Below are 24914 nucleotides of genomic sequence, written 5' to 3' on the forward strand. Positions count from 1 at the left end.
GAGCTATCCCTGCTCAGGGGTATGGGAAGCGACGCGCTCGACGTACGGCGAACGTCGAGCATGGCGGCTCCGGGCGGGGTGACGGGATCATCTGATTCTCCGGGTGACAGGGCTGCGACGCGGGCGTCGGTGAGGGGAGCGGCGTCTCGTCCTCTTGTGAGCTGGCGTTGGGCGGGGGCGTTAGCGCCGGAGAGCCGGTGCGGGGTGAGGGGATGAGAGTGGGCCGTCCCTCGGGGGAAGCCGGGCGAGGAGGGGAGGTTCGCTCGGGTGTGGCGGAGGCGTCGGGCAGTGGGCGGTCCGAAGGGACGGGCGATCCGGGCATTCCGGGCGGATGAGCGGGTGGTTGCGCTGTTCCCGCGGGCGGCTCCGATGGCGCAGCGTCTCGTTCCGACGGGACGCTGGGTGGGGCGGCGCGCTGCTCGGGAGGCACCCTGGGCGATTCCGGTGAGACAGCGGGCTGTCCGGAAGGGACGCCAGACGGCCCTGTGGAGACGGCGCCCTGCTCTTGAGGCGCCCCGGGCGGCCTCGGCGAGACAGCGCGCTGCCCCGAAGCGTGGTGCTCGGAAGCGTGGTGCTCGGAAGGGACGGCGTGCTGTTCCGGAGGGGGCGTGGGCTGGTCTACAGCGGTGGGGGTGGCTTTGGGGTAGACGGGCGAGGGGGGTTTGCGGATGCGCCAGCCCTTTGGGACGCGTTCGACGTAGCCGGCGGCCGCTAGGGAGCCCAGGGCGCTCAGGGCGGTGTTGAGGGGGACGCCCGCGGCCACGGCGATGGTCGCCGGGCCGGCGCCGCCTCGGGAAGGGATGGCGTCCAGGACGGCGCGGGTCTGGGGTGACAGGGCGTCTCTGGGTAGGGCCGGAGCGCGCTGGGGCGGAGCGAGGTCGTCGCCGATCGTGCCGACGAGTTCGATGAGCTCTTCGGGGGAGGTCACGCAGACGGCCTTCTGCTCTCTGAGGAGGCGGTGGCAGCCTGCGGACTGGGCCGAGGTGATGGGGCCGGGGACGACGGCCAGGTGGCGGTCGAGGGTGAGGGCGTGGGTCGCGGTGTTGAGCGCGCCGCTGCGCAGGGCGGCTTCGATGACGGCCGTACCCCGGGAGAGTGCCGCGATCAGGCGGTTTCGGATGAGGAAGCGGGCTCGGGTGGGGTGGACGCCCGGCGGGCACTCGCTGACCAGGACGCCCTGGTCTCGGGCGGCGGCGAAGAGGGGCCGGTGTTCGGCCGGGTAGGGGATGTCCACGCCGCAGGCCAGGACGACGACCGTCGGGGAGTCGGCGGCGAGGGCGCCTCGGTGGGCGGCGGCGTCGATGCCAATCGCGCCGCCCGAGATGACGGTCCAGCCTGACTCGCTCAGGCCGATGCCGAACTGGGCGGCGACGTGGGCGCCGTAGGGGGTGGCGGCCCGGGCGCCGACGACGGCCGCTGATCTGAGGCAAGAGAAGCGGAGGTCGGCGTTGCCGTGGAGCCACAGGCCGAGCGGGCGGCCGGGGCCGAGCTGGTCGAGCTGGGTGGGCCACTCCGGGTCGCCCGGGATGACGAGCCTGGCTCCGGCCTGGTGGCCGGCGGCGAGGTCCGCCGCGGGGTCGGCGGCGGTCAAGCGGGCGTGCCAGGTGGCCAGGCGGGTGTGCCAGGTGGCAAGGCGGTGGCTCAGGTCTCCGGGGTGGTCTCCCGGGTGGTCTCCCGGGCGGTCTCCGAGGTGGTCTCGGGGGTGGTCTCGGGGGCGGTCTCCGGAGTGGTCTCGGGGGTGGTCCCCTTCGGCCGGGAGGGGGTCGCCAGGGTCGGGGAGGCGCTGGGCGCGTACGGCTTCGGCGGTCCGGACGGCGCCGTAGTGGGAGACCAGGCGGCCCATCGCGGTGTCGCCGGCGTCGGCGGCGCGCATGAGGGCGGCACGGGCCTCGTGGTCGGGGGTGTGCACGGTGGGTCTTCTCCTGGAGACGGACGGCGAACGGGCAGGGGAAAGGGGCGGGTCAGGGGTCAGGGGTCAGGGGGTCAGGCCGAGCCACAGCGCCAGGGCGGCGGAGGTCTCGTCCTCGTCGGGGCGGTCCTTGCCGGCCAGGTCGGCGAGGGTCCAGGCGACGCGGACGACGCGGTCGAGGCCGCGCGCGCTGAGGGTGCCGGAGTCGAGGCAGCTCGTGATGGGGCGCATGGCGGCGTCCGGCGGGCGATAGTCGGCGTGCAGGGTCGACGAGGGGATCTCGGCGTTGGTGCGCCAGGGGGTGCCGGCGAAGCGCTTGGCAGCGCGCTCACGGGCCAGCAGGACGCGCTGGGCGACCGTGCGGCTGGACTCGACGAACTGCCGGTCGGCCAGGAGCTCGCGCCTGCTGGAGCGGGCCACGGTGACCTTCATGTCGATGCGGTCGAGCAGCGGGCCCGAGAGTCTGCCCAGGTAGCGGCGCCGGACCGTGGGCGAGCAGTGGCAGCTCTCACCCTGGTCCTGGGGCTGGGCGCAGGGGCAGGGGTTGGCGGCCAGCACCAGGATGAAGCGGGCCGGGAACGTGACCGAGCCCGCCGATCTCGCCACCGTGACCTGGCCCGACTCCAGCGGCTGGCGGAGCGAGTCGAGGACGTGGCGCGGGAACTCCGGTGCTTCGTCCATGAACAACACGCCCCGGTGGGCGAGGGAGATCGCGCCGGGGCGCACGACCGTGCTGCCGCCCCCGATGACGGCCGCGGCGGAGGCGGTGTGGTGGGGGTTGACGAAGGGCGGGCGGCTGACCATGGGGCTGTTGGGCGGCAGGACGCCCGCGACCGAGTGGATGGCCGTCACTTCGAGCGCGTGGTCGAGCTCCAGGTCGGGCAGCAGGGTCGGGAGGCGTTCGGCCAGCAGGGTCTTGCCGGTGCCGGGCGGGCCGAGCATCCAGAGGTTGTGGTTGCCCGCGGCGCAGACCTCCAGGGCGCGTCTGGCCATCGGCTGGCCGACCACGTCCGACAGGTCCAGGTCGGGGCGGGCGGCGGGGGCCGGGCCGCCGGCCTCCGCCTGGACGGCGGGCCCGGAAGCCTCGGCGGACGTCGAAGCGCGGCCCGAAGCGGACCCCGAAGCGGACCCCGAAGCCGGGCCTGGAGCGGGGCTCAAACCGGGGCTCAAACCGGGGCTCGAACCGGGGCCTGAAGCGGGGCCTGAAGCGAGGCTTGAAGCGGACGCCACCGCGGAGCCTGGAGTGGGCGCCACGGCAGGGCCCGAAGCGGGGGCCGGGACGGCGGGTGGGGGGTCGCCTCGGCGCAGCCACTCGACGAGCCGGCGCAGGTCGGCGACCGGCACCACCCGCACGCCCGGCACCAGGGCCGCCTCGGCCGCGTTGGCGGCGGGGACGACCACGGTGGCGGCCCCGTCCCCGGCGGCGCCCAGGACCGACGGGAGCACGCCGCGCACCGGCCTCAGCCGCCCGTCGAGGCCGAGCTCGCCGAGGAAGAACATCTCGGCGACCCGCTGGGCGGGCACCAGCCCGGCAGCGCCCAGGATGGCCACGGCGATGGCCAGGTCGAACTGGCTGCCGCGTTTGGGCAGGCTGGCCGGGAAGAGGCTGACGGTGATGCGGGCGTCGGGCCAGGCGTAGTGGCTGTTGACCATGGCCGACCGGACGCGCTCACGGGCCTCGCTCAGCGCGGTGTCGGGCAGGCCGATGAGGTGCATGCCCGCCAGCCCGCTGCCGACGTCGGCCTCCACCTCGACGGTGCTGCCGGTGACGCCGACGAGGGCGACGCTGCGGGTGGACGCGACCGCCATCTAGCTCACCCCCCGCACGTGACGCAGGGAGTAGTCGCCGGCGAAGCGCTCCAGCGCGATCACGTCGACCCGCACGGTCGCGTAGGGCTGGGGCTGGGCGGCGAGCCAGGTGGCGGCCAGTGCGCGCAGCCTGGCCACTTTCGCGGGGCGGACGGACTCGAGCGCCGTGCCGTGGGATCTGCTCGATCGGGTCTTGACCTCGACCACGACGAGCGTGGCGCCGTCCTCGGCGATGATGTCGATCTCGCCCCGGCGGCAGCGCCAGTTGCGGTCGATGATGGTCATGCCCTGGGAGCGCAGGTAGTCGGCGGCCAGTCGCTCGCCGTGCCTGCCCAGGTCGTTCTTCGCGGCCATGTGGCACCTCCGGGGAGCGACTTTCGCTCATGGAGGCCGGGCCGGCAGCGGCCGAACGGGGTTCTGGGGATAAGTGCGGGGCACTGGGGCCGGGCCTGTGGACGAACGCGTGCGCGCACGCGCCGTCACCAGCCCGCCGGAAACGACCAGTCCCCCGGAATGACCAGCCCCCGGAATGACCAGCTCCAGGAAACGGCCAGTCCCCGGAAACGATCAGTTGCAGGAAACGAACAGCTCCAGGAAACCGCCAGCCCAGGAAGCGGTCGGCCCCGGCAACGGTCAGCTCAGGAAGCGGTCAGCCCCGGAAGCGGTCAGCCCGAGAAGCCCTCCTTCGGCATTTCCAGGTCGGCCTTGGCCAATTCCTCGACGTTCACATCCTTGAACGTCACCACCCGGACATTCTTCACGAAGCGCGCCGGTCGGTACATGTCCCAGACCCAGGCGTCCTGCATCTTGACGTCGAAGAACACGTCACCGTTCTCCGCCGTGCGGACTTCCAGGTCGACCGAGTTGGTCAGATAGAAGCGCCGCTCCGTCTCCACCACATACGTAAACAACCCGACGACATCGCGGTATTCGCGGTAAAGCTGCAGCTCCATCTCGGTTTCGTACTTCTCGAGATCCTCTGCGCTCATCGCGGTCCTCCTGTCGTACCGGTCCCCCGGTGTGCCCGGCTAGGCAACGCCGGCCCCCATTTCATTCTCGCCCATCTCCCTGGCCACCGTGACGAACGAGTAACGGTGGTGCGGACACGGGCCGTGCGTCCCCAGTGCGAGACGGTGTTGTGGTGTCACATACCCCTTGTGCTCGGCGAAACCGTACAGCGGATAGTCGTCGTCCAGCGCGACCATCAACCGATCCCTCGTCACCTTGGCCACGATCGACGCGGCCGCCACACAGGCGGCCACCTGATCCCCCTTCCACACGGCGAGCGACGGCGCCGGCAGGCCCGGCACCGGGAATCCGTCCGTCAGGATGTACCCAGGGTCGCAGGACAGCCGCGCGACCGCCCGCCGCATGCCCGACACATTGCACTTGTGCAGGCCGCGCGCGTCGATCTCGCCGGGCGGGATGACGACGACGCCCACGTGGGCGGTGTCGACGATCCGCTCGTAGAGGCGCTCACGTACGGGCGCCGAGAGCAGCTTGGAGTCGCCCAGGCCGTTGATCTCCTTGCGCAGGATGACCGCGGCGACCACGAGCGGGCCCGCGCAGGCCCCGCGACCGGCCTCGTCGACCCCAGCGATGGGGGTGAGGCCGCGCCGGGCGAGCGCCCGCTCGTAGGCGTAGATTCGGAATCACGCCGGACGACGCTCGGTCGAGGGCGGAACGCAACTGTCATGACACACGAAGCGTACGCCCCATTCGCCGCATACCGCGACCGAAGCTACTCGATCTTCGCGAAGCTGTCGGGAGTGGTGAAGATCGTCCCTCTCGACAGCGGCCAGTAGCGCACCACGGCGGTGCCGATCACGTCGTCGACCGAGATGAACCCCTTGCCCGGCTCTTCCATGTGGCTGCGCGAGTCGGCCGAGGCGCTGCGGTGGTCGCCCATCAGCCACAGCTTGCCCTTGGGCACCGTGATGTCGAACTTCTCGTCGGAGGGGAAGTCGTCGGGGAAGAGGTAGGGCTCGTCCAGCGCCTTGCCGTTGATCGTCAGGCGCTTCTTGGAGTCGCAGCACACGACCCGGTCGCCGGCCACGCCGATGACGCGCTTGATCGTGTCCTCGCCGTTCCAGCCCTTGAAGACGATGATGTCGCCCCGCCCGGGAGCGCCGGCGAGCTTGTTGACGAACACCCGGTCGTTGATCTTGAGGGTGTTCTCCATCGACTCCGAGGGGATGTAGAACGACCCGATCACGAACGCCTGGAGCACCAGCGCGATCCCCACGCCCAGCACCAGCAGGTAGATCGTCTCGCGGAAGCCGCCCTTTTTCTTCTTCTCCACGCCCTCTGCCTTCTCGGTGACGGCCGTCATCGCCTCTTCACCAGCCAGCGCCGACGGACCACGACCAAGGGTACGGCCAGCGCGAATCCGGCGACCAGCGGGGCTGACCCGCTCAGCGCCTGGAGCGCGGGCTGGGCGAACGTGTCGGGGATCGGGATCGTGGTCGCGCGGGAGAACGGCCAGACGATCACGAAGGCGCGGCCGATGACCTGGCTCTCGGGGATGGACCCGCCGCCGGGGTCGCCCGTGTGGGAGCGCGAGTCCAGCGAGACCTGGCGGTGGTCGCCCATCACCCACAGGCGGTTGGGCGGCACCGTGATGTCGAACGGCTCCCGCGAGGGCAGGTTGCCCGGATAGAGGTAGGCGCTCTCGTCGATCGCCACGCCGTTGACGGTGATGCGCTGCTGGGAGTCGCAGCACTTGACGTGGTCGCCGCCGACGCCGATGACGCGCTTGATGTAGTCCTTCTCGCCGGGGACCACACCGAACGCGGTGCCGACCCAGCGGAAGAAGCCCGCGACGGGGTTGGCCGGCTCCTCGAACTGGAACTCGCCGTCCCAGGAGTCGACGCCGGAGAAGACGACCACGTCGCCGCGCTCGATGTCGCGTGTGTGGTAGACGAGCTTGTTGACCAGCACCCGATCGTTGGTGAGGAGCGTGTTCTCCATCGACTCGGACGGGATGTAGAAGGCCTGGATGACGAAGGTCTTGATGATCAGCGCCAGCGCCAGCGCCACGACGACCAGAACGGGAAGTTCTTTCCAGAACGACCCCTTCTTCTTCTCTTTCTTCCCATCTTTTGCCGGCTTCTGAGTGTCTTCGGCGACCACGTCCACCTCGTCCTCGACAGGGCGGCGCGGCGCGCCGTGCTCCTGGCTCTCGCTAGTCATTGCTGACGAGCCTAGATGATGTCCCGGCCCGACAAGCCTCGACCGACGTTACACCGCTCACGAGTCGCTCCACATAAAGGAAAGGGCCCCGCAAAACCGAATGGCCCGCACCTCGGTGCGGGCCATTCGGGAAAGCATGCTTACTTCGCGGGCGTGCTCTCACGCTTCTCGCGGATGCGGGCGGCCTTGCCGCGCAGGTCGCGCATGTAGTAGAGCTTGGCGCGGCGGACGTCGCCACGGGTCACGAGGACGATCTTCTCGATGACCGGGCTGTGCACCGGGAAGGTGCGCTCGACGCCGACGCTGTAGCTCACCTTGCGGACGGTGAAGGTCTCGCGGGCGCCACTGCCCTGACGGCGCAGCACGAACCCCTTGAAGACCTGGACGCGGGAGCGGTTGCCTTCGACGACTCGGACGTGAACCTCGAGCGTGTCACCGGGACGGAAGTCCGGCACGTCGCTGCGCAGGGTCGCCTTCTCGAGCTCCTGGATCTTCGTGTGCATGAGAGCTGTTCCTCAAGTCTCGCGAGCACGCGGAGGTCCACCCGGCCTGGGCTCGTGGCGGACACGCTTGCTGATCTGGTGGACCCGGGAACGCTTTCCCGGGCATGGCTGACCAACCACCTGACGATTGGCAACGCTTCAGTGTGCCACATCTTCCGGCGGGAGGCGAAACGACAGCTCGTCGAGCAGCCGCCGGTCGTGCTTGTCGAGCGTCGCGGGGTCGATCGCCGCCGCCAGCTCGGGCCGGTTGGCGACGGTGCGGCGCAGCGCCTCGTCACGGCGCCAGCGGGCGACCTTGCCGTGGTGGCCGGACAGCAGCACGGCGGGCACCTCGTGCCCGCGCCACACCGGCGGCTTGGTGTAGACGGGGCCTTCGAGCAGGTTGCGCATCGCGCCGGGCGCGAAGGAGTCGTCGACGGCCGAATGGGCGTTGCCGAGCACGCCGGGCAGCAGCCGGCCGATGGCCTCCACCATCACCAGCACCGCCACCTCCCCGCCGGCGAGCACGTAGTCGCCGATGCTGACCTCGTCGACGCGCAGCCGCGTGCCGTACTCGGCCATGACGCGCGAGTCGATGCCCTCGTAGCGGCCGCAGGCGAACAGCAGCCACGGCTCGGCGGCCAGCTCCTGGGCGAGCTCCTGGGTGAAGGGGCGGCCGCTCGGCGTCGGCACGATCATGCGCGGGGCCCCGTCGCCGATGACGTCGTCGAGCGCCTCACCCCAGACCTCCGGCTTCATCACCATGCCGGGACCGCCCCCGTACGGGGTGTCGTCGACGGTCTTGTGCACGTCGTGCGCCCAGTCGCGGAGCTGGTGGGTGCGCACGTCGAGGATGCCGCGCTCGCGCGCCTTGCCGATGAGGGAGACGTCGAGCGGCGCGAAGTACTCGGGGAAGATCGAGATGATGTCGAGCCGGGTCACAGCAGGCCCTCCGGCGGGTCGACGACCAGCCTGCCGCCCTCCGGGTCCACCTCCGGCACCAGGGCCTTGACGAACGGGATGAGCGCGTCGTCCCCACCGCCCGCGCGCCGTACGACGAGCAGGTCCTGGCCGTGGTGGAGCACGTCGGTGACCTCGCCGACGGGCTCGCCGCCGGTGGTGACGACCGCGAGGCCGATGAGCTGGTGGTCGTGGAACTCGTCGGGGTCGCCGGTCGGCGCCACGTCGGCGGAGTCGATGACCAGCATGGTGCCGCGCAGCTCCTCGGCCGCGTCACGGCCCGCGACGCCGGCGAAGGCGACCAGGAGCATGCCCTTGTGCCAGCGGCGGCTCTCGACGACGAGCGGCCCCCGGGCCGGCGGGTCGGTGGCGATCGACGTGCCGGCGGCGAAGCGCACCTCGGGATCGTCGGTGCGCACCTCGACGGTCACCTCGCCGCGTACGCCGTGCGGGCGGCCTATCCGGCCGACGACCAGCTGCACCTGTACCTCTTTCCAACGCGGAGCGCCCCCATCGGCGGCAACCGATGAGGGCGCGGGAATTTCCTGACGCTAACGGACTGCTTCGTGCAGGTCGAGCAGATCGACCCGGACGTACTTCCCGTCGGCCAGGGCGTTCACGACGGTGCGCAGCGCCTTGGCGGTGCGCCCACCGCGTCCGATGACCTTTCCCAGGTCCTCGGGGTGCACCCGGACCTCCAGGACGCGCCCGCTGCGGATGCGGCGTGCGCGGACCCGGACATCGTCGGGATGTTCGACGATGCCCTTGACGAGGTGCTCGAGGGCCTCCTCGAGCACCTCAGGCCTCCGCCTCGGCCGGGGTCTCGGCAGGGGCCTCGGCCTCGTCCTTCTTCTTGGCCTTCTTCGGCGTGGTGGCGGCCGTGCCGGTGTCGCCACCGGACAGCGCCTCCTTGGCCGCGGCCTCGTAGAGGGCCTGACGGTCGGGCGCGGGCTCGGCGACCTTCATCGGCGCCGGCGCGGGCTCGCCCTTGTACTTCTGCCAGTCACCGGTGAGCTTGAGCAGCTTGAGCACCGGCTCGGTCGGCTGCGCGCCGACTCCCAGCCAGTAAGCGGCGCGCTCGGCGTTGACCTCGATGCGCGAAGGGTTCTCCTTCGGGTGGTACAGGCCGATCTCCTCGATCGCCCGGCCGTCACGCTTGGTGCGGCTGTCGGCGACGACGATACGGTATTGAGCGTTGCGGATCATGCCGAGCCGCTTGAGCTTGATCTTGACTGCCACGGGTGTGGTCTCTCCTGCATTAGAGCGCGGGTGAGCGGCTCCTCATCGAGTGGGGCACGATGCGAATCCGACTCCAGGGACAAACGCGGCCGGCGGGAGGTGAGAGGGCACCCGCCTGGTCACGGTGTTCCAACATGCCATTGTGCCAGACGCGCGCCACTGCCCCGCACTCCGCACCGGCGTCGCGCGGCAAAAATTACTTCTGGCCCGGCAGCCTGAGCTTGGACGGGTCGAAGCCCGGCGGCAGCTCCATGCCCGGAGGCAGCTTGCCGCCCAGGTTGCCCAGCACGCCGCCCGGCTTGGGCTCGTCGGCGGGCGCCTCCTGGGCCTGCTTGCCGAGGGCCGCCTTGCGCGGGTCACCGCTCACGCGGCGCCCCTTCTTGCCCTTCTTCTGAGCCTTCTGCGCCTTGCCCCGGCCGCCCGGCATGCCGGGGATGCCCATGCCGCCCGCCATGCGCTTCATCATCTTCTGGGCCTCGAAGAAGCGGGTGACGAGGTTGCTGACGGCGCTGACGGTCACGCCGGAGCCGGCGGCGATGCGGGCGCGGCGGGAGCCGTTGATGATCTTCGGGTCCTGCCGCTCGCCGGGCGTCATCGAGCGGATGATGGCGGCGATGCGGTCGAGGTCGCGGTCGTCGATGGCGTTGAGCTGGTCCCGCATCTGCCCCATGCCGGGCATCATGCCGAGCAGGTTCTTGATCGGGCCCATCTTCTGGACCATCATCATCTGCTCGAGGAAGTCGTCGAGCGTGAAGTTCTCGCCCGAGGTGAGCTTGCCCGCCATCTTGGCGGCCTGCTCCTCGTCGAACGTCTTCTGCGCCTGCTCGATCAGGGTGAGGATGTCACCCATGTCGAGGATGCGGGAGGCCATCCGGTCGGGGTGGAAGGCGTCGAAGTCTTCCAGCTTCTCGCCGGTGGAGGCGAACATGATCGGCCGGCCGGTGATGTGCCTGACCGACAGGGCCGCGCCGCCTCGGGCGTCGCCGTCGAGCTTGGTCAGCACGACGCCGTCGAAGCCGACGCCCTCCATGAACGCCTGGGCCGTGGTGACGGCGTCCTGGCCGATCATGGCGTCGACGACGAACAGGACCTCGTCGGGCCGCACCGCGTCGCGGATGTCGGCGGCCTGCTTCATCATCTCCTGGTCGATGCCCAGGCGGCCGGCGGTGTCGATGATGACGATGTCGTGCTGCTGGCGCCGGGCCTCGTCGATCGACTGGCGGGCCACGGCGATCGGGTCGCCGACGCCGTTGCCGGGCTCGGGGGCGTAGACGGCGACCTGGGCGCGCTCGCCCATGACCTGGAGCTGCCCGACGGCGTTGGGCCGCTGGAGGTCGGCGGCGACGAGCAGCGGCACGTGGCCCTGCTCGCGCAGCCAGCGGGCCAGCTTACCGGCCAGCGTGGTCTTGCCGGCGCCCTGGAGGCCGGCGAGCATGATGACCGTCGGCGGCGTCTTGGCGTAGCGGAGCCTGCGGGTCTCGCCGCCGAGGATCTCGATCAGCTCGTCATTGACGATCTTGACGACCTGCTGCGCCGGGTTGAGCGCCTGGGAGACCTCTGCGCCGCGGGCGCGCTCCTTCACCTGGGCGACGAACGCCTTGACCACCGGCAGCGCGACATCGGCCTCGAGCAGCGCGATGCGGATCTCGCGGGTGGTGGCGTCGATGTCCGCTTCGGACAGTCGCCCCTTGGATCGGAGGGAGGAGAAGACCGATGTCAGCCGGTCGGATAGCGTCTCGAACACGTGGTTGGCCAGTCCTCGAAAGCGAATGTGGGTCTGGTCTCAGCCTATCCGCTTCGCTAGCCGTTCCAGCCTGGCACGGCCATCCGGACCGAGAGCGCGTGCTCGACCAGGTTGATGAGCGTGCTCTTGACCGAGTCCTTGGAACGGGCGTCGAGCCGCACCAGCGGGATGTGCGGGGCCAGCGTGAGCGCGTCACGCACCTCCGCGTCGGTGTGCGGGTACTGCCCCTCCCAGCCGTTGATCCCGACCACGAACGGGAGCTGGGCCTCCTCGAAGTAGTCGATCGCGGGGAAGCTGTCGGCCAGCCGCCGCGTGTCGACCAGCACGACGGCCCCGATGGCGCCCCGTACGAGGTCGTCCCACATGAACCAGAACCGGTGCTGCCCGGGCGTGCCGAACACGTACAGGATCAGGTCGCGGTCGAGCGAGACGCGGCCGAAGTCGAGCGCGACGGTGGTGGTCGACTTGAGCGGGGTCATGCCGAGGTCGTCGATGCCGGCCGAGGCGTCGGTCATCACGGCCTCGGTCGTGAGCGGCATGATCTCCGACACGGCCCCCACGAACGTCGTCTTGCCCACCCCGAATCCCCCGGCCACGACGATCTTCGTCGAGGTTAGGCCGGGGCTAGAGCCTGCGAAGTCCACTGAGCACCCTTTCAAGCAGGTTGACATCCGGCCTTCCGGCCTCCAGCTGCGGCTGGTGGACGCGGACGAGGCCTTCGGCGGCCATGTCGGCGATCAGCACCCGGACCACGCCCAGCGGCATCCGCAACAGCGCCGAGACCTCGGCCACCGAGCGCACCTGCCTGCAGAGCTGGCTGATCGCCTGGTACTCCGGCGTGATGTGGGAGAACTCCCGGTGCTCGGCCGTGGCCGACGACACCAGCGCCTCCATCGCCAGTTTCAGCTTGGGCGCGGTGCGCCCGCCGGTCACCGCGTAGGGACGGACCGGCGACGCGGGGTCGGAGGCCGGCTGCGGGGGCGGCTGAGGGTCCCAGCCGCCGGTGTTCCATCTGGGGTCCGTCACCTACATCACCTGGTCTGGCTGGCGCGCAGCTCCGCGCGCACCGCCGGGGTAAGCACCTGTCCGGCGCGATCCACCATCAATGTCATCTGGTACGCCACCAGTCCCATGTCGCAGTCGGGGGCCGCGAGCACGGCCAGGCAGGAGCCGTCGCTGATCGCCATGATCAGCATCAGCCCCCGCTGCATCTCCACGATGGTCTGATTGACCGCACCGCCTTCGAACACCCGGGCGGCGCCCTGCGTCAGGCTCACCAGGCCGGAAGCGATGGCGGCCAGCTGGTCGGCCCGGTCCGCCGGGAACCCCGACGACGCGGCCAGTGGCAGCCCGTCGGACGACACCACCACCGCATGCGCGACGCCGGGGACGGTGCTCACGAAGTCGGTGATCAGCCAGTCGACGCCGCGCGCCGAATGACTCAGGTCGTTCACGCGCCCTCCTCCCTGTTGTCGTCTTTCCTCGGGTCAGAGGAGAATGCCCTGCCCCCGCTGATGTCGTCGCGTGCCGCCCGGAAGCCCTGCTGGAAGCTGGACAGGCGGCTGCGTACCCGGTCGGGCGAGACCGTGGGCATCGGGACGACGCCCTTCGGGGCCGATGCCGTGTCGGCCGAGCCCGGCACCAGGTTGGCCTTCGGCACCCGCTTGGGCAGCCCGGAGGCGGTCGCCCCGTCGCGCACCGGCTCGGCGGCGGCCTGGGCGGCGCTCCACCCGGCGTCGGCCGTGGACGAGCCCCAGTTGGCGCTGCCGCTGCCGCCCTGCTCGAACCAGGCCGACTCCACCGAGGCGAAGATCGGCAGGAACTCGTCGCCGGCGGAGGGGGCGTTGCCGCCCACCACGGGCATGGGCCCGGTGGCGGCGGACTCGGTCTCCGGGAAGTCGTAGCGGTTGCGCTTCTGCGCGCCGGTGTCGGGCCAGTCGTCGAACTCGCGCGGGACCGGCTGCTCGGTGGGCCGCTTGGGCAGCGGCTCGCCTTCGCCGGCCCAGCCGCCGGGGACGCGGGAGGGGATCCACACGTCGGCGGTGTCGTAGCCGCCGCTGGTGCTGCGCGGGTCGGACGGCCAGCCGTCGGCCTGGGAGGGCCACTGCGGCGCGGACGGCCAGGACCCGGTGGGGTCGGCGCCCGGGTACGAGGGGTGGGCGGGGCTCATCTGGAACGAGCCGCCCTGCCACGGGGGCGCCGCGGCCGTCGCCGGCTGGGCGGGGGTGAAGGCGTCCATGCGGCCGCCGCGGTCGGCGACCGGGGCGGGCGCCACCGGGGCGGCGCCCGCGGCGGCCGGGGTGTCGAAGGCGGCCGTCTGGGCGCCGAGCAGCGACTCGGGCACCAGGACCATGGCGGTGAGCCCGCCGCCGCCCTGGGGCCTGAGCTGGACGCGGATGCCGTGCCGGTGGGCCAGCCTGGCGACCACGAACAGGCCCATGCGCCGCGAGACGGACACGTCGACGGTGGGCGCGTCGGTCAGGCGGTCGTTGGCCTGGGCCAGCTCCTCCTGGGTCATGCCGATGCCGGAGTCGCTGATGGACAGCATGACGCCGCCGCCGTCGATGCGGCTGCCGGAGACGGTCACGCGGGTCTCGCGCGGGGAGAACGACAGGGCGTTCTCGACCAGCTCGGCGATGAGGTGGATGACGTCGTTGACGGCCTGGCCGGCGACGGAGACGCCGTCGGGGACCTGGAGGAGCACGCGCTCGTAGTTCTCGACCTCCGACAGGGAGGCGCGGGCGACGTCGACGAGCTTGACCGGCTGGCTCCAGCGGCGCGGCGGGTCCTGGCCGGCGAGGACCAGGAGGTTCTCGCTGTTGCGGCGCATGCGGGTGGCCAGGTGGTCGAGCTTGAACAGGTTGCCCAGCCGCTGCTCGTCCTGCTCGCCCTGCTCCAGCCCGTCGATCAGGGTGATCTGACGCTCGACCAGCGTCTGCGAACGCCGTGAAAGGTTCACGAACATCGCGTTGACGTTGGAGCGCAGGCGGGACTCCTCGGCCGCCAGGCGGACCGCTTCGCGGTGGACCTCGTCGAAGGCGCGGGCGACTTCACCGATCTCGTCTTTGGAGGCGATGTCGATGGGCGGCACGTGCAGTTGCTCGGGCTGGACCTCGTTCTCGCGGAGCTGGCGGACGAGCTCGGGCAGCGTGTTGCCGGCGACCTTGAGCGCGTCGCCGCGCAGGCGGCGCAGCGGGCGCACGAGCGAGCGGGCCATCACGGCGGTGACGGCGAGGACCAGCAGCAGCAGCGCGACGACGACGCCGATGCTGATCGCGGCGGCCTGCCGGTCGGCGCTCTGGAGGTCGGCGCTCCGGGTGGCGATCTGCTGCGACAGCGACTTCTGCACCACGTGCAGCTTGTCGACGGTCTCGCTGATGGCGTCGAACCAGAGCCTGACGTCGTTCCTGGAGGTGGTGTCGAGCCGCTGGAGCGGCACGCCGCCGTTGTGCAGGAAGACGGCTCTGGCCACGTAGAACTCGGCGCGGCCGATCTCCTGGCTGGTGACGGTGTTGTCGTAGAACTGGCGCTGGGCGGCGGTGGCGACGGCGCGGAACGAGGTCCGCTCGCTCTCGCGGCGGGCGCGGGCGTCCAGGAACGCGTTGAAGCCGGGCTCGCTGAACTCGCCGCGGATCAGCGCGATGGACAGCAGGGCGCGCTGCTTGGAGGCCTCCTCCTGGACGCGGGCGACGGCGCGCATGGCCGAGCTCGTCGCGGTGAGCTGCTCGTCGGTCGAGCCCTGCGCCACCTCGTCGTAGAGCTGCAGCAGCTCGGCGATGGTCTCGGAGTACTTCTCCATCGTCGGCAGCGGCGGCAGCTGGGTCTTGGTGACCGTCTCGCGCATCGAGGGGATCTGGTCCAGCCGGACGCGGATGTTGGCCAGGCGCCTGCGGCCCAGGTCGGACAGCGACGCCTCGGCCGAGGTGGCGGCCTCCTCGGCCCGCTTGACGCTGACGTTCACGATTTCGTACTGCGAGGTGAGCGCCTGGAGGTCGGCCTGCCGCTTGTTCTGGGCGACGAAGCGGGTGGCGAGGTCGCGTTCGAGGGCCAGTTCGCGGGAGAGCTCGCCCACCTGCGCCACCAGCGCGCTCGTCTCGCCGATGCGCTGGTACTCCTGGGCGCTGCTGAACGAGGTGGTGATGCGCAGCGCGCCCAGGATGACGCCGACGATGGTCGGGATGGCGATGAGGGCGATGAGGCGGGTGCGTACACGCCAGTTGCGCAGCGCGAAAGCGCTGCCCGGTTTGGGCGCCTCCGGCACCGGCGCCCGAGCCGGCGCGGGCTCTTGCGGCATGTCTGGAGCCCTACGACGACCGGCTTCGGTCGTTGTTGTCCTCACTGTGGAGCCTCTCGCCATGGCCTGCTGGGGGATGAGCGGCTTTGTCACGCCGACGGAGTGATCGCAGGCAAGTTCGGGCCCAATTTGAGCACAAACCTCATAGTTCAGCCAACGTCTCACAAGTATTAGACCGTTCCAAGCCCGCCTTGGTGCACGTCGCGAGGTTTCATACACGGAGCGCGACCGCCGCCAATCCGGACATATACCCCGTAAGACCCAATAGGGCAGGTTCTAGCGGCATAACGCGATAATTACACCTCAAAGCAGAAAAATTAACATATACGCGGCATAGTGCTTCAGCTATGATCCCCTGCTCCGGTACGCTCACGCCCGGCAACCGATTGCCAGTCTCTAAAAGCTTCCCCCCTGGTAGGAGACCTTCCCATGACACGCACTTTGCGCGGTCGCGCGGTCGTCGTCGGCGCCGCGCTCGCGCTCACCCTCGCCGGCTGCGGTGCCGGCGAGGAGGCCGGCACGACGTCCGCGAACGGCTCAGGGCTCGAGAAGACGACCATCAAGGTCGGGGTGCTCCCCATCCCCGACCCCGTTTCCGTCTATATCGCCAACGCGAAGGGCTTCTTCAAGGCGGAAGGCCTCACCGTGGAGCCGGTCATCATCACCGGTGGCGCGGCGGCCATCCCGAAAATCAAGAGCCGCGAGCTCGACATCTCGCAGACCAACTACGTCTCGACGTTCGCCGCCGTGGCACAGGGCGAGAAGATCAAACTCGTTGCCGACATGTATCAGGCAGGTCCGAACACCTTCAACATCATGGTGCCCAAGGATTCTCCCATCAAGACGGTGGCTGAACTCAAGGGCAAGACCATCCTGGTCAACAACCTGAACAACGTCGCCCAGCTCGCGGTCGAGACTCAGCTGAAGGTCGCGGGGCTAACTAAAGACGACGTCAAATTCGCCGAGAAGCCGTTCCCCGAAATGGGCAACGCGGTCAACAGCGGCCAGGCGGACGCGGCCTGGATCACCGAGCCGTTCATCACCGCCAACCAGAGCCAGTTCGGCTTCACCAAGCTCGCCGACACGATGACCGGCCAGACCGAGAACCTGCCCATCGCGGGCTGGATGGCCACCGACGAGTGGGTGCAGAAGTACCCGAAGACGCTGGCCGCGTTCCAGCGGGCCATCTCCAAGGCGCAGGAGCTCGCCTCCAGCGACCGCAAGGAGATCGAGAAGATGATCCCGACCTACACGAAGATCGACGCCAAGACCGCGTCGGTCATCACCCTGGGCACCTTCCCGAGTGAGCTGAACCGCGACCGCCTGCAGAAGGTCGCCGACCTCATGGCCGAGTATAAGTACCTGAGCAGCCCCATCGACGTCTCCTCGGTCATCGTCCCGGCGCCGACGAGCGGATGACCAGAGCGCGCCTGACCCGCGGCGTCATCGGCGCCGCGGGCTTCCTTGTGGCCGGCGAGCTGTTCATCCGCTTCGTCATGAGCGAGGATCTGCTGTTCCCGCCGCCGTCCGTCATCTTCCTGGAGGCCGCGCGGCTCCCCGCCGACCCGGACTTCCTGGCCGGGAGCCTGACGACGATCGGCAACTGGGGGCTCGGCCTGCTGATCGCCGTGGCCGTGGCCGTCCCCCTGGGCGTGCTGCTCGGCGCGGTGCCGCCGGTGGAGCAGGCGGTGCGGCCCCTGGTGGAGTTCCTGCGTCCCATCCCGTCCGTCGCGATCATCCCGCTCGCGATCCTGCTGATCCCGTCGGACCAGTGGATGAAGGTCTCGGTCATCGTGTTCGCGTCGTTGTGGCCGATCCTGATCAACACGCTGTACGGCATGCACGACGTCGATCCGCTGGCCAAGGACTCGCTGCGGACCTTCGGGTTCGGGGAGCTGGCCGTGCTGAGGCGGGTGAGCCTGCCGAACGCCGCGCCGTTCGTCGCGACGGGCGTGCGGATCGCCGCCGGCATCGCGCTGGTGCTGGCGGTGAGCGCCGAGCTGGTCGCCGGCGGCTCCGACGGGCTGGGGGTGTACGTGGTGATGGCCGGCAGCGCCAACCGGATGGACCTCATCATGGCGGCGACCGTGTGGGCGGGCGTCTTCGGCGTGCTGGCGAACCTCGCCCTGCTGGCCGGGGAGCGCCGCCTGTTCCGGTGGCACGCGCTGCGGACGGGGGCGGCACGCTCGTGAAGACGCTCAACAAGCTGTGGTTCGTCCCGGTGGTCCTCGTCGTGTGGGAACTCGTCACGCGCGCCGCCGGCGACCTCGACTTCCCCCCGCCGACGACGATCGTCGCGCGCATGTACGAGCTGTGGTTCTCGGGCCCGGCCTCCCGGCTGTTCCTGACCGACGACGCGATGGACAACGTGCTGCCCAGCCTCGGGCGCATGTTCAGCGGGTGGATCCTCGCCTCGCTGATCGGCGTGGTGCTGGGCGTGCTGCTCGGCCGTTCCCGGGTGGCCACCGACTACGTCGACGCGCTGATCGAGTTCGGCCGCGCCATCCCGCCGCCCCTGCTGCTGCCGCTGTTCGTGGTCCTGCTGCAGGGCCTGCTGGCGACGCAGCTCGCGGTGATCGTGTTCGGCGTGATCTGGCCGGTGCTGCTCAACACGATCGACGGGGCCCGGGCCATCGACCGGACCTACACCGAGACCGCGACCGTGTTCGGCCTGTCCAGGGCCGAGCGCCTGCGCGTGGTCGTCATCCCGGCGGCCTCCCCGAAGATCTTCGCCGGACTGCGGATGAGCCTGTCGCTCGCGCTGATCCTCATGGTGATCTCGGAGCTGTTCGGCGGCACCGACGGCATCGGCTACCAGCTCCTGTACGCGCAGCGCACCTTCGACGCGCCCGGCGTCTGGGCGGCCATCGCGCTGCTCGGCGTGCTCGGGTACGCCGTCAACGGGCTGTTCGTGCTGGCGGAGCGCCGCGTGCTGGTGTGGCACCGGCAGGCCAACCGCACGGTTTGACCTCTTATCTCTACGGAAGGGCACATGTCCCCATCTGAAGACCTCCTCTGGGGGGCCGTATCCGACATTTCTCGATTCGCGGCTCTGCTGACCATGGCGGAGCTGGGCCTGGCCGACCACCTGGCGGACGGGCCGCTCGACACCGGCGAGCTGGCCCGGCGCAGCGGGGCGCACCCGCCCGCGCTCCGCCGGGTGCTGCGCGAGCTGGCCGGCATGGACGTGGTCAGGCCGCACGGGGACGACGGCTACGACCTGACCGCCCGGGGCACCGCGCTGCGCTCCGACGTGCCCGGCTCGATCCGCAGCTCGATCCGCATGCTGGGCGAGGAGAGCTTCTGGTACGCCATGGGCAACCTGCCGTCCACCGTGCGCGAGGGCAGCTCGGCGTTCGCCAGGCGCCACGGCCACCTGTACGACCACCTGGCGGCGCAGCCGGAGGCCAGCCGCCTGTTCGACGAGTACATGAGCACCCGGGCCATCACGTTCACCGACGGCCTGGTCAAGCGCTACGACTTCGCCGGCGCCGCCTCCATGGTGGACGTCGCCGGCGGCCGGGGGCACATCCTGGCCACGGTGCTGCACGCCAACCCCGGCATGCGCGGCATCCTGTTCGACCTCGACCACGTGACCGGCAGCGCCCGCGAGGCGCTGGCGGCCGAGGGCCTGGCCGACCGGACCGAGGTCGTGGCGGGCAGCTTCTTCGACGGGGTCCCGGCCGGCGCCGACGTCTACCTGCTGTCCAGCGTCCTGCACAACTGGGACGACGAGGACGCGGTGCGGATCCTGCGCAACGTCCGCGCCGCGATGGGCCCCGGCGGCCGGGTGCTGGTGCTGGAGGTGGTGCTGCCGGACGAGCCGGCTCCGCACCTGGGCAACGACCTGGACATGCGCATGCTGGCCATCTTCGACGGCGGCACCGAGCGCAGCGCCGCGCAGTACGCCACACTTCTCGATGAGGCCGGTCTCCGGCTGACGGAGGTCATCGAGCTGGGCGCGGCGGCGAGCCTCATCGAGGCCGTTCCCAAGTGATCGCCCGGGGAGCGTCCGGTGCGGCGCTCCCCGCCTCATGACAGGGGGACATCCGATGCGGGTGTTGATCGTCGGCGGGGGGATCGGCGGCCTGACGGCCGCGCTCAGCCTGCACGCCGCGGGGATCGGCTGCGTCGTCGTCGAGGGCGCCGCCCGGATGCTGCCGCTCGGCGTGGGCATCAACCTGCAGCCGCACGCCGTGCGCGAGCTCACCGAGCTGGGCCTGGCCGCCGAGCTGGCCGCGACCGGCGTCGAGACCACGTACATGACCTTCACCGACCGGTTCGGCGGCGAGATCCTGGCGCTGCCGCGCGGCCGGCTGGCGGGCTACCGCTGGCCGCAGTACTCGATCCACCGGGGTGAGCTGCAGATGCTCCTGCTCGCCGCGGTGCGCGAGCGGGTCGGGCCGGTCCGGCTGGGCGTCCGGTTCGAGGAGTTCGAGCAGGACGCCGCGGGGGTCACGGTCACGCTGCGCGACACCGCGTCGGGCGAGGTGCTGCGCGAGCGGGCGGACGTGCTGGTCGGCGCCGACGGCGTGCTGTCGGCGGTGCGCGCCCAGCTCCATCCGTCGGGCGACCCGCTGCGCTGGAACGGGATCCGCATGTGGCGCGGCGTGGCCGACGCCGACCGGGTGCTCGACGGCTCGACCGTGCTGGTCTCCGGCACCAACGCGGCGGGCAAGTTCGTCTCGTACCACATCTCCCCCGCCCATCCGCGCCGGGTCAACTGGGTCGCCGAGGTCAAGGTGGCCGAGCCGGGCGTGACGGGCGCGGCCGACTGGTCGCGGCCGGGGCGGCTGGAGGACGTGGCGCCGCACTACGCCGGGTGGGCGTACCGGCACTTCGACATCCCGTCGTTCATCGCCTCCTCCGCGCGCATCCTCGAATACCCGATGGTGGACCGCGATCCGCTGCCGTTCTGGGGGACGGGCCGGGTGACGCTGCTCGGCGACGCCGCGCACCCGATGTACCCGGTCGGCTCCAACGGCGGGTCGCAGGCGGTGCTGGACGCCCGGGTGCTGGCCCGCCACCTGGCGACCACGGCCGATCCGGCCGAGGCGCTGGCCGGTTACGAGGCCGAACGCCGGCCGGTCACCTCCGAGCTGGTGCTGGGCCACCGCTCGCTGCCGGCCGACGAGATGGTCCTGCTGGTGGAGCGGCGGGCTCCCGGCGGCTTCGCCGACATCCGGGACGTCCTGGCCGAGGACGAGCTGGCGGCCCTGGCGGACGCCCAGCACGCGATCACCGATTCCGATGTGCGCGCGCTCAACGAGCGACCCTCGTGGAGCGTGCGCTGAACCTGCGTTCAGTAAGGAGTGACATGCGGTTGGCACGCACGTGCGCCCTCGGGCTCGCGCTGGTCCTCGGCCTCGCGGCCTGTGGCGACGACGGCCCGGCCCCCGCCACCGGCGGCTCCGGGCTGGAGAAGACCCAGCTCACCGTGGGCATCGTCCCGGTGCCGTCGTCGGCGCCGCTGTTCATCGCGGAGAAGCGGGGCTTCTTCAAGGAGGAGGGCCTGACGGTCAAGACCGAGGTGATCCAGGCGCCGCAGGCCGTCATGCCGAAGATTTTGAACGGCAGCATGGATGCCTTCCTGACGAGCTACGTGTCGCTGCTGGCGATCAACGACTCGGGGGCCGCGAAACTGAAGCTGCTCCAGCACAGCCAGGAGGCGGCGCCCGGGGTGGCGGGCGTGGTGGTGCCCAAGGGTTCGCCGATCAAGACGGCGGCCGACCTCAAGGGCAGGACGGTGGCGGTCAACGTGCTGAAGGCGCTCGGCCAGACGCTCACGAACGCGCACGTGCAGGAGGCCGGGCTGAAGCCGGAGGACGTCAAGTTCGTCGCGGTGCCGTTCGCCGACCAGCTCAACGCGCTGTCGGGCGGCCAGGTGGACGCGGCCTGGCTGGTGGAGCCGTTCCTGACGGCGGCCAAGACGAAGATGGGCGCGACCGAGGTGATCGACACCACCGACGGCGTGACCGCGGGCATCCCGATCGACGGCTGGGGCGTGTCGGAGGCGTGGCTGGCGCAGAACCCGAAGACCGCCGCCGCCTTCCACCGGGCGCTGGCCAAGGCGCAGAAGATCGCGAGCGAGGACCGCGCCGCCATCAACGAGGTCATCCCGACCTACACGCAGATCGACGCGCAGGCGGCGGCCGCGATGAAGCTCGGCGTGTTCTCGATGGAGGTCGACAAGGCGAGCCTGCAGAAGCTGGCCGACCTGCTGGCCGGCTACGGCTACCTCAAGACCAAGCCGGACGTGACGCAGCAGATCGCCGCCGTCGGCGGATGACCGGAGCGCGCATGAGGCGGGGGGTCCTGGGCGCCGCCGGCGTCCTGGGCTTCCTCGTCCTGCTTGAGGCCGCGGGCCGGATCGGCCTGATCGACCGCGACGCGCTGCCGTACGTCTCGGTGGTGCTGGTGACGGCGGCGGAGCTGGCCGCGGACGGCGAGTTCCTGCGGCACGTGCTGATCACGCTGTCGGCGTGCGCGGCCGGGCTGCTGATCGCGGTGGCGGTGGCGGTGCCAGCGGGGCTGCTGCTGGGCACGGTGCCGGTGGTGGAGCGCTCGGTGCGTCCGCTGGTGGAGTTCCTGCGGCCGATCCCGTCGGTGTCGCTGATCCCGCTGGCGATGTTCCTGTTCCCCGACAGCGGCGACGCCAAGACATCGCTGATCGTCTACACGTGCGCGTGGCCGCTGCTCGTCAACACGCTGTACGGCCTGGCGGACGTGGACCCGCTGGGCAAGGACACGCTGCGGGCCTTCGGGTTCGGGCCGGTGGCGGTGGCGGTGCGGGTGTCGCTGCCGAGCGCGGCGCCGTTCATCGCGACCGGGGTGCGCATCGCGGTGGGGGTGACGCTGATCGTGGCGGTGAGCGTGGAGCTGATCGCGGGCGGCGACGGCGGCATCGGCGCCTACCTGGTGCAGGCGGGCAGCGCCGCCCGCACCGACCGGGTGCTGGCGGCGACGGTGTGGGCGGGCGTGCTCGGCCTGGCCGCCAACCTGCTGTTCACGGCCGGGGAGCGGCGGCTGTTCCGCTGGCACCACGCCAGGACGGGAGAGACGTCATGATCACCCGGCTGGGCTGGTACTGGATGCTGCCGGTGGCGGCGCTGGCCTGGGAGGTCGCCGCCCGCGCGGCGCAGGCCGTCTACTTCCCGCCGCCGAGCGTGATCGTGCCCCGGCTGCGGGAGCTGTGGTTCTCCGGGCCGGCCGGGCGGCTGTTCCTGACGGACGAGGCGGTGGCCGACCTGCTGCCGAGCCTGGCGCGGCTGTTCGGCGGGTGGGCGCTGGCGGCGCTCGCGGGCGTCGTGCTCGGCGTCGCGCTGGGCCGCTCGCGCACGCTGTCGGCGCTGGTGGAGCCGCTGCTGCACTTCGGCCGCTCGGTGCCGCCGTCGGCGCTGCTGCCGGTGTTCCTGCTGCTGTTCGAGATCGGCACGCCGATGCAGGTGGCCTCGATCGTGTACGGCGTGGTGTGGCCGGTGCTGATCAACTCGATGGACGGCAGCCGGTACGTGGACCGCCAGTACGTCGAGACCGGCCTGGTGTTCAGGATGGGGGCGGGCGCCCGGCTGCTGCGGATCATCCTGCCCGCCGCCGCGCCGAAGATCTTCGCCGGGCTGCGGCTCAGCGTGTCCCTGGCGCTGATCATGATGGTGATCTCGGAGCTGTACGGCAGCACCGAGGGCATCGGCCACCGCCTGCTGGAGGCGCAGAGCCAGTTCGACATTCCCGCGATGTGGGCCGGGATCGTGCTGCTCGGCCTGCTGGGCGTGCTGCTGAACGCGGGGTTCCTGGCCGTCGAGCGGCTGGTGCTGCGCTGGCACCACGGCGCCCGCGCCTGAGCGGTCAGCCGTACAGCCGCTCGATCACCTCGCGCTGGCGGGCGGCGAACCAGGCGCGGTCCGGGGCGCCGGTCAGCGCCCCGGGCCGCTCGACGTCGTGGCGGCCGTACTCCTCGGCCCACAGCCGCGACTTGACCCGGCTGGGCAGGTTGCCCATGCCGGGCCTGCGGCGCAGCCGGCGCAGCGCGGCCAGGTCCAGCTCGGCGGCGGCGACCAGCGACTCCCCCGCCCCGGCCCTGGCCAGCACCCGGCCCTCCGGGTCGACGATCTCCGAGCCGCCGTTGGTCGAGTCGCCGGGGATGGCGATCCCGCTCAGGCCGCCGCTGTTGGCGGAGACCACGTAGGCCAGGTTCTCCACGGCGCGGGCGCGGCGGGCGATCGCCTTGGGGGTGAGCTCCGGTGACGACGCCTCGGAGGTCGGGTTGCAGATGATCTCCGCGCCGCGCAGCGCCAGCGAACGGGCCAGCTCGGGGTAGAGGATCTCCTCGGAGGCGACCACCGCGAGCACGCCGATCTCCGTCTCGGCGACCGGCAGGACCCCGTCGATCCCGTACACCTCCAGGTAGCGCTCCCAGACGTCGTACGGGCTCGGGGTGAACATCGAGTGCAGCCGCCGGTAGCGCAGCACCGGCTCGCCCTCGGGAGAGAAGATCACCGACGCCTGGAAGTACAGCTCGGGGAAGTGCTCGTCGCTCTCGTAGGCGTTGACGCAGAGGAACACGCCGTGCCGCCGGGCGACGCCGGCCAGCGCCGCGTACTCGGGGCCGCCGGGGGCGAGCGCCGCCTTGTCCCGCCACTCGCCGAGGCTCTCCCGCAGCGGGAAGCCGGTCAGCGCGTACTCGGGCAGCACCACCAGCCGCAGGTCCGGCCCGATCCACGCCTTGGACGCGCCGACCTGCCGGTCGATCCGGGTGACGGCCGCGCCGATCGCGGCGCGCGGGTCGGCGGCGTCGTTGACCGCCCGGGTCTCCAGCTGGAGCGCCAGCGCGCGCAGCGCCGTCATCCGACCCTGCGCTCGTTGATCAGCGTGCGCCGGACGACCTCGCCGCCCTTGATCCACTGCCAGACGCGGCTGCGGGTGTCGCCGTCGTCGCTGAGCACGATCAGCTCGAACAGCCTCAGGTCCTCCCCCTCGGCCTTGAACTGCCACGACAGGTAGATGCTGCTCTCGTCGAGCTCCCAGAACTCGCCCCTGAGCCGGTCGGTGTCGAAGCCGCACCGGCCGCCGCCCAGGTAGGTCCCGGGGAACTCGTGCACCTCGGCGCGCCCGTCGTCCCAGGTGTAGCGGTTGGTCTGGTGGTAGACGGCGTCGTCCACGATGGCGCAGGTGAGCTGGGCGCGGTGCCGGTCGACGACCGTCCCGTCGGCGTCGACGTGCACGTACGTGCCGTCCCACTCGCCCTCGTGCCGCGCCAGCAGCGGCATCTCGGCGCGCAGTCCCATC

At 71.1% G+C, this 24914-nt stretch carries 27 protein-coding genes; 8 read left to right on the forward strand and 19 right to left on the reverse strand.

From position 1 onward, the window contains the following. Positions 1-13 precede the first annotated feature (13 nt). The 17 genes from dprA to AB0J53_RS35285 all read right to left on the reverse strand — a co-directional run bounded on the left by dprA (position 14) and on the right by AB0J53_RS35285 (position 15629). Complete coding sequence (dprA, locus tag AB0J53_RS35205) at positions 14-1909, reverse strand: DNA-processing protein DprA (protein ID WP_364180341.1); 1896 nt, start codon at positions 1907-1909, stop codon at positions 14-16. Between the two features lie 66 nt (positions 1910-1975). Further along, the gene (locus AB0J53_RS35210) at positions 1976-3718 is read right to left on the reverse strand and encodes a YifB family Mg chelatase-like AAA ATPase (RefSeq protein ID WP_364180343.1); all 1743 of its coding nucleotides are present in this window, start codon (positions 3716-3718) and stop codon (positions 1976-1978) included. Further along, the gene (locus AB0J53_RS35215) at positions 3719-4072 is read right to left on the reverse strand and encodes a YraN family protein (protein ID WP_219511891.1); all 354 of its coding nucleotides are present in this window, start codon (positions 4070-4072) and stop codon (positions 3719-3721) included. Between the two features lie 311 nt (positions 4073-4383). Further along, complete coding sequence (locus AB0J53_RS35220; RefSeq protein WP_219511909.1) at positions 4384-4707, reverse strand: DUF2469 domain-containing protein; 324 nt, start codon at positions 4705-4707, stop codon at positions 4384-4386. Between the two features lie 39 nt (positions 4708-4746). Further along, entirely contained in the window at positions 4747-5364 is a 618-nt protein-coding gene (locus tag AB0J53_RS35225) for a ribonuclease HII (RefSeq protein WP_364180498.1), read from the reverse strand. A 95-nt stretch (positions 5365-5459) separates the two neighbouring features. Continuing rightward, a complete protein-coding gene (gene lepB / locus AB0J53_RS35230) occupies positions 5460-6050 on the reverse strand; it encodes a signal peptidase I (protein WP_364180346.1) in 591 nt (196 codons plus the stop codon). Continuing rightward, entirely contained in the window at positions 6047-6910 is an 864-nt protein-coding gene (gene lepB, locus AB0J53_RS35235) for a signal peptidase I (RefSeq protein ID WP_219511964.1), read from the reverse strand. Before lepB (AB0J53_RS35235) ends, lepB (AB0J53_RS35230) begins: the two co-directional genes overlap by 4 nt. Positions 6911-7050: 140 nt before the next feature. Further along, positions 7051-7413, reverse strand: coding sequence for a 50S ribosomal protein L19 (gene rplS / locus AB0J53_RS35240; RefSeq protein ID WP_219511985.1), 363 nt, complete (start codon positions 7411-7413; stop codon positions 7051-7053). 138 nt (positions 7414-7551) lie between these two features. Further along, positions 7552-8334: a tRNA (guanosine(37)-N1)-methyltransferase TrmD gene (gene trmD, locus AB0J53_RS35245; protein ID WP_219511995.1), complete on the reverse strand. Its 783-nt coding sequence runs from the start codon at positions 8332-8334 to the stop codon at positions 7552-7554. Further along, positions 8331-8834, reverse strand: a complete 504-nt coding sequence (gene rimM, locus AB0J53_RS35250; RefSeq protein ID WP_364180349.1) for a ribosome maturation factor RimM — start codon at positions 8832-8834, stop codon at positions 8331-8333. Before rimM ends, trmD begins: the two co-directional genes overlap by 4 nt. Positions 8835-8903: 69 nt before the next feature. Further along, positions 8904-9149: an RNA-binding protein gene (locus AB0J53_RS35255; RefSeq protein WP_043634919.1), complete on the reverse strand. Its 246-nt coding sequence runs from the start codon at positions 9147-9149 to the stop codon at positions 8904-8906. Between the two features lies 1 nt (position 9150). Next, positions 9151-9591, reverse strand: coding sequence for a 30S ribosomal protein S16 (rpsP, locus tag AB0J53_RS35260; protein ID WP_364180351.1), 441 nt, complete (start codon positions 9589-9591; stop codon positions 9151-9153). 196 nt (positions 9592-9787) lie between these two features. Then, on the reverse strand, positions 9788-11335 hold the full coding sequence (gene ffh / locus AB0J53_RS35265; protein ID WP_364180353.1) for a signal recognition particle protein: 1548 nt from the start codon (positions 11333-11335) through the stop codon (positions 9788-9790). 56 nt (positions 11336-11391) lie between these two features. After that, positions 11392-12006 (reverse strand): ATP/GTP-binding protein, encoded by a 615-nt coding sequence (locus tag AB0J53_RS35270; protein WP_219512022.1) that lies wholly within the window; start codon positions 12004-12006, stop codon positions 11392-11394. Next, positions 11960-12268: a DUF742 domain-containing protein gene (locus AB0J53_RS35275; RefSeq protein WP_231618833.1), complete on the reverse strand. Its 309-nt coding sequence runs from the start codon at positions 12266-12268 to the stop codon at positions 11960-11962. The genes AB0J53_RS35270 and AB0J53_RS35275 overlap by 47 nt, the downstream gene beginning before the upstream one ends. A 98-nt stretch (positions 12269-12366) precedes the next feature. Next, positions 12367-12789: a roadblock/LC7 domain-containing protein gene (locus AB0J53_RS35280; RefSeq protein ID WP_219512032.1), complete on the reverse strand. Its 423-nt coding sequence runs from the start codon at positions 12787-12789 to the stop codon at positions 12367-12369. Beyond that, positions 12786-15629, reverse strand: a complete 2844-nt coding sequence (locus tag AB0J53_RS35285; protein WP_364180356.1) for a nitrate- and nitrite sensing domain-containing protein — start codon at positions 15627-15629, stop codon at positions 12786-12788. The genes AB0J53_RS35280 and AB0J53_RS35285 overlap by 4 nt, the downstream gene beginning before the upstream one ends. 429 nt (positions 15630-16058) lie before the next feature. On the opposite strand from AB0J53_RS35285, the gene AB0J53_RS35290 reads away from it, so the two are divergent. From AB0J53_RS35290 to AB0J53_RS35325, 8 genes are all read left to right on the forward strand, one after another. Further along, a complete protein-coding gene (locus AB0J53_RS35290; protein WP_219512049.1) occupies positions 16059-17048 on the forward strand; it encodes an ABC transporter substrate-binding protein in 990 nt (329 codons plus the stop codon). Further along, positions 17045-17821 carry an ABC transporter permease gene (locus AB0J53_RS35295; RefSeq protein WP_219512059.1) on the forward strand — a complete coding sequence of 259 codons (777 nt, stop codon included), beginning with the start codon at positions 17045-17047 and terminating at the stop codon, positions 17819-17821. Before AB0J53_RS35290 ends, AB0J53_RS35295 begins: the two co-directional genes overlap by 4 nt. Then, the gene (locus AB0J53_RS35300) at positions 17785-18597 is read left to right on the forward strand and encodes an ABC transporter permease (RefSeq protein ID WP_308126088.1); all 813 of its coding nucleotides are present in this window, start codon (positions 17785-17787) and stop codon (positions 18595-18597) included. Before AB0J53_RS35295 ends, AB0J53_RS35300 begins: the two co-directional genes overlap by 37 nt. A gap of 93 nt (positions 18598-18690) precedes the next feature. Beyond that, the gene (locus AB0J53_RS35305) at positions 18691-19626 is read left to right on the forward strand and encodes a methyltransferase (RefSeq protein WP_364180359.1); all 936 of its coding nucleotides are present in this window, start codon (positions 18691-18693) and stop codon (positions 19624-19626) included. A gap of 55 nt (positions 19627-19681) precedes the next feature. After that, a complete protein-coding gene (locus AB0J53_RS35310) occupies positions 19682-20923 on the forward strand; it encodes a flavin-dependent oxidoreductase (RefSeq protein ID WP_364180361.1) in 1242 nt (413 codons plus the stop codon). Positions 20924-20946: 23 nt separating this feature from the next. Then, a complete protein-coding gene (locus AB0J53_RS35315; RefSeq protein WP_364180363.1) occupies positions 20947-21918 on the forward strand; it encodes an ABC transporter substrate-binding protein in 972 nt (323 codons plus the stop codon). Positions 21919-21929: 11 nt separating this feature from the next. Beyond that, positions 21930-22697 (forward strand): ABC transporter permease, encoded by a 768-nt coding sequence (locus AB0J53_RS35320; protein ID WP_364180365.1) that lies wholly within the window; start codon positions 21930-21932, stop codon positions 22695-22697. Beyond that, a complete protein-coding gene (locus AB0J53_RS35325) occupies positions 22694-23470 on the forward strand; it encodes an ABC transporter permease (protein WP_364180367.1) in 777 nt (258 codons plus the stop codon). The genes AB0J53_RS35320 and AB0J53_RS35325 overlap by 4 nt, the downstream gene beginning before the upstream one ends. 4 nt (positions 23471-23474) lie before the next feature. Here the strand turns inward: AB0J53_RS35325 and AB0J53_RS35330 are convergent, their stop codons facing one another. Both AB0J53_RS35330 and AB0J53_RS35335 read right to left on the reverse strand, forming a co-directional pair. Next, positions 23475-24473, reverse strand: coding sequence for a nitrilase-related carbon-nitrogen hydrolase (locus AB0J53_RS35330; RefSeq protein ID WP_364180369.1), 999 nt, complete (start codon positions 24471-24473; stop codon positions 23475-23477). Further along, on the reverse strand, positions 24470-24913 hold the full coding sequence (locus tag AB0J53_RS35335; protein WP_364180371.1) for a DUF3598 family protein: 444 nt from the start codon (positions 24911-24913) through the stop codon (positions 24470-24472). Before AB0J53_RS35335 ends, AB0J53_RS35330 begins: the two co-directional genes overlap by 4 nt. Position 24914: the final 1 nt, after the last annotated feature.

Origin of the sequence: Nonomuraea sp. NPDC049725, from assembly GCF_040674795.1 — a bacterium.
Lineage (GTDB): Bacteria > Actinomycetota > Actinomycetes > Streptosporangiales > Streptosporangiaceae > Nonomuraea > Nonomuraea ceibae.

What these genes read in the sequence shown, in the direction of transcription:
- AB0J53_RS35210 (WP_364180343.1), bottom strand. Translation starts at nt 3,718, where the DNA reads ATGGCGGTCGCGTCCACCCGCAGCGTCGCCCTCGTCGGCGTCACCGGC.
- AB0J53_RS35215 (WP_219511891.1), bottom strand. Translation starts at nt 4,072, where the DNA reads ATGGCCGCGAAGAACGACCTGGGCAGGCACGGCGAGCGACTGGCCGCC.
- AB0J53_RS35220 (WP_219511909.1), bottom strand. Translation starts at nt 4,707, where the DNA reads ATGAGCGCAGAGGATCTCGAGAAGTACGAAACCGAGATGGAGCTGCAG.
- lepB (WP_364180346.1), bottom strand. Translation starts at nt 6,050, where the DNA reads ATGACGGCCGTCACCGAGAAGGCAGAGGGCGTGGAGAAGAAGAAAAAG.
- lepB (WP_219511964.1), bottom strand. Translation starts at nt 6,910, where the DNA reads ATGACTAGCGAGAGCCAGGAGCACGGCGCGCCGCGCCGCCCTGTCGAG.
- rplS (WP_219511985.1), bottom strand. Translation starts at nt 7,413, where the DNA reads ATGCACACGAAGATCCAGGAGCTCGAGAAGGCGACCCTGCGCAGCGAC.
- AB0J53_RS35270 (WP_219512022.1), bottom strand. Translation starts at nt 12,006, where the DNA reads ATGTCAACCTGCTTGAAAGGGTGCTCAGTGGACTTCGCAGGCTCTAGC.
- AB0J53_RS35285 (WP_364180356.1), bottom strand. Translation starts at nt 15,629, where the DNA reads ATGCCGCAAGAGCCCGCGCCGGCTCGGGCGCCGGTGCCGGAGGCGCCC.
- AB0J53_RS35290 (WP_219512049.1), top strand. Translation starts at nt 16,059, where the DNA reads ATGACACGCACTTTGCGCGGTCGCGCGGTCGTCGTCGGCGCCGCGCTC.
- AB0J53_RS35295 (WP_219512059.1), top strand. Translation starts at nt 17,045, where the DNA reads ATGACCAGAGCGCGCCTGACCCGCGGCGTCATCGGCGCCGCGGGCTTC.
- AB0J53_RS35305 (WP_364180359.1), top strand. Translation starts at nt 18,691, where the DNA reads ATGGCGGAGCTGGGCCTGGCCGACCACCTGGCGGACGGGCCGCTCGAC.
- AB0J53_RS35310 (WP_364180361.1), top strand. Translation starts at nt 19,682, where the DNA reads ATGCGGGTGTTGATCGTCGGCGGGGGGATCGGCGGCCTGACGGCCGCG.
- AB0J53_RS35315 (WP_364180363.1), top strand. Translation starts at nt 20,947, where the DNA reads ATGCGGTTGGCACGCACGTGCGCCCTCGGGCTCGCGCTGGTCCTCGGC.
- AB0J53_RS35320 (WP_364180365.1), top strand. Translation starts at nt 21,930, where the DNA reads ATGAGGCGGGGGGTCCTGGGCGCCGCCGGCGTCCTGGGCTTCCTCGTC.
- AB0J53_RS35325 (WP_364180367.1), top strand. Translation starts at nt 22,694, where the DNA reads ATGATCACCCGGCTGGGCTGGTACTGGATGCTGCCGGTGGCGGCGCTG.
- AB0J53_RS35330 (WP_364180369.1), bottom strand. Translation starts at nt 24,473, where the DNA reads ATGACGGCGCTGCGCGCGCTGGCGCTCCAGCTGGAGACCCGGGCGGTC.
- AB0J53_RS35335 (WP_364180371.1), bottom strand. Translation starts at nt 24,913, where the DNA reads ATGGGACTGCGCGCCGAGATGCCGCTGCTGGCGCGGCACGAGGGCGAG.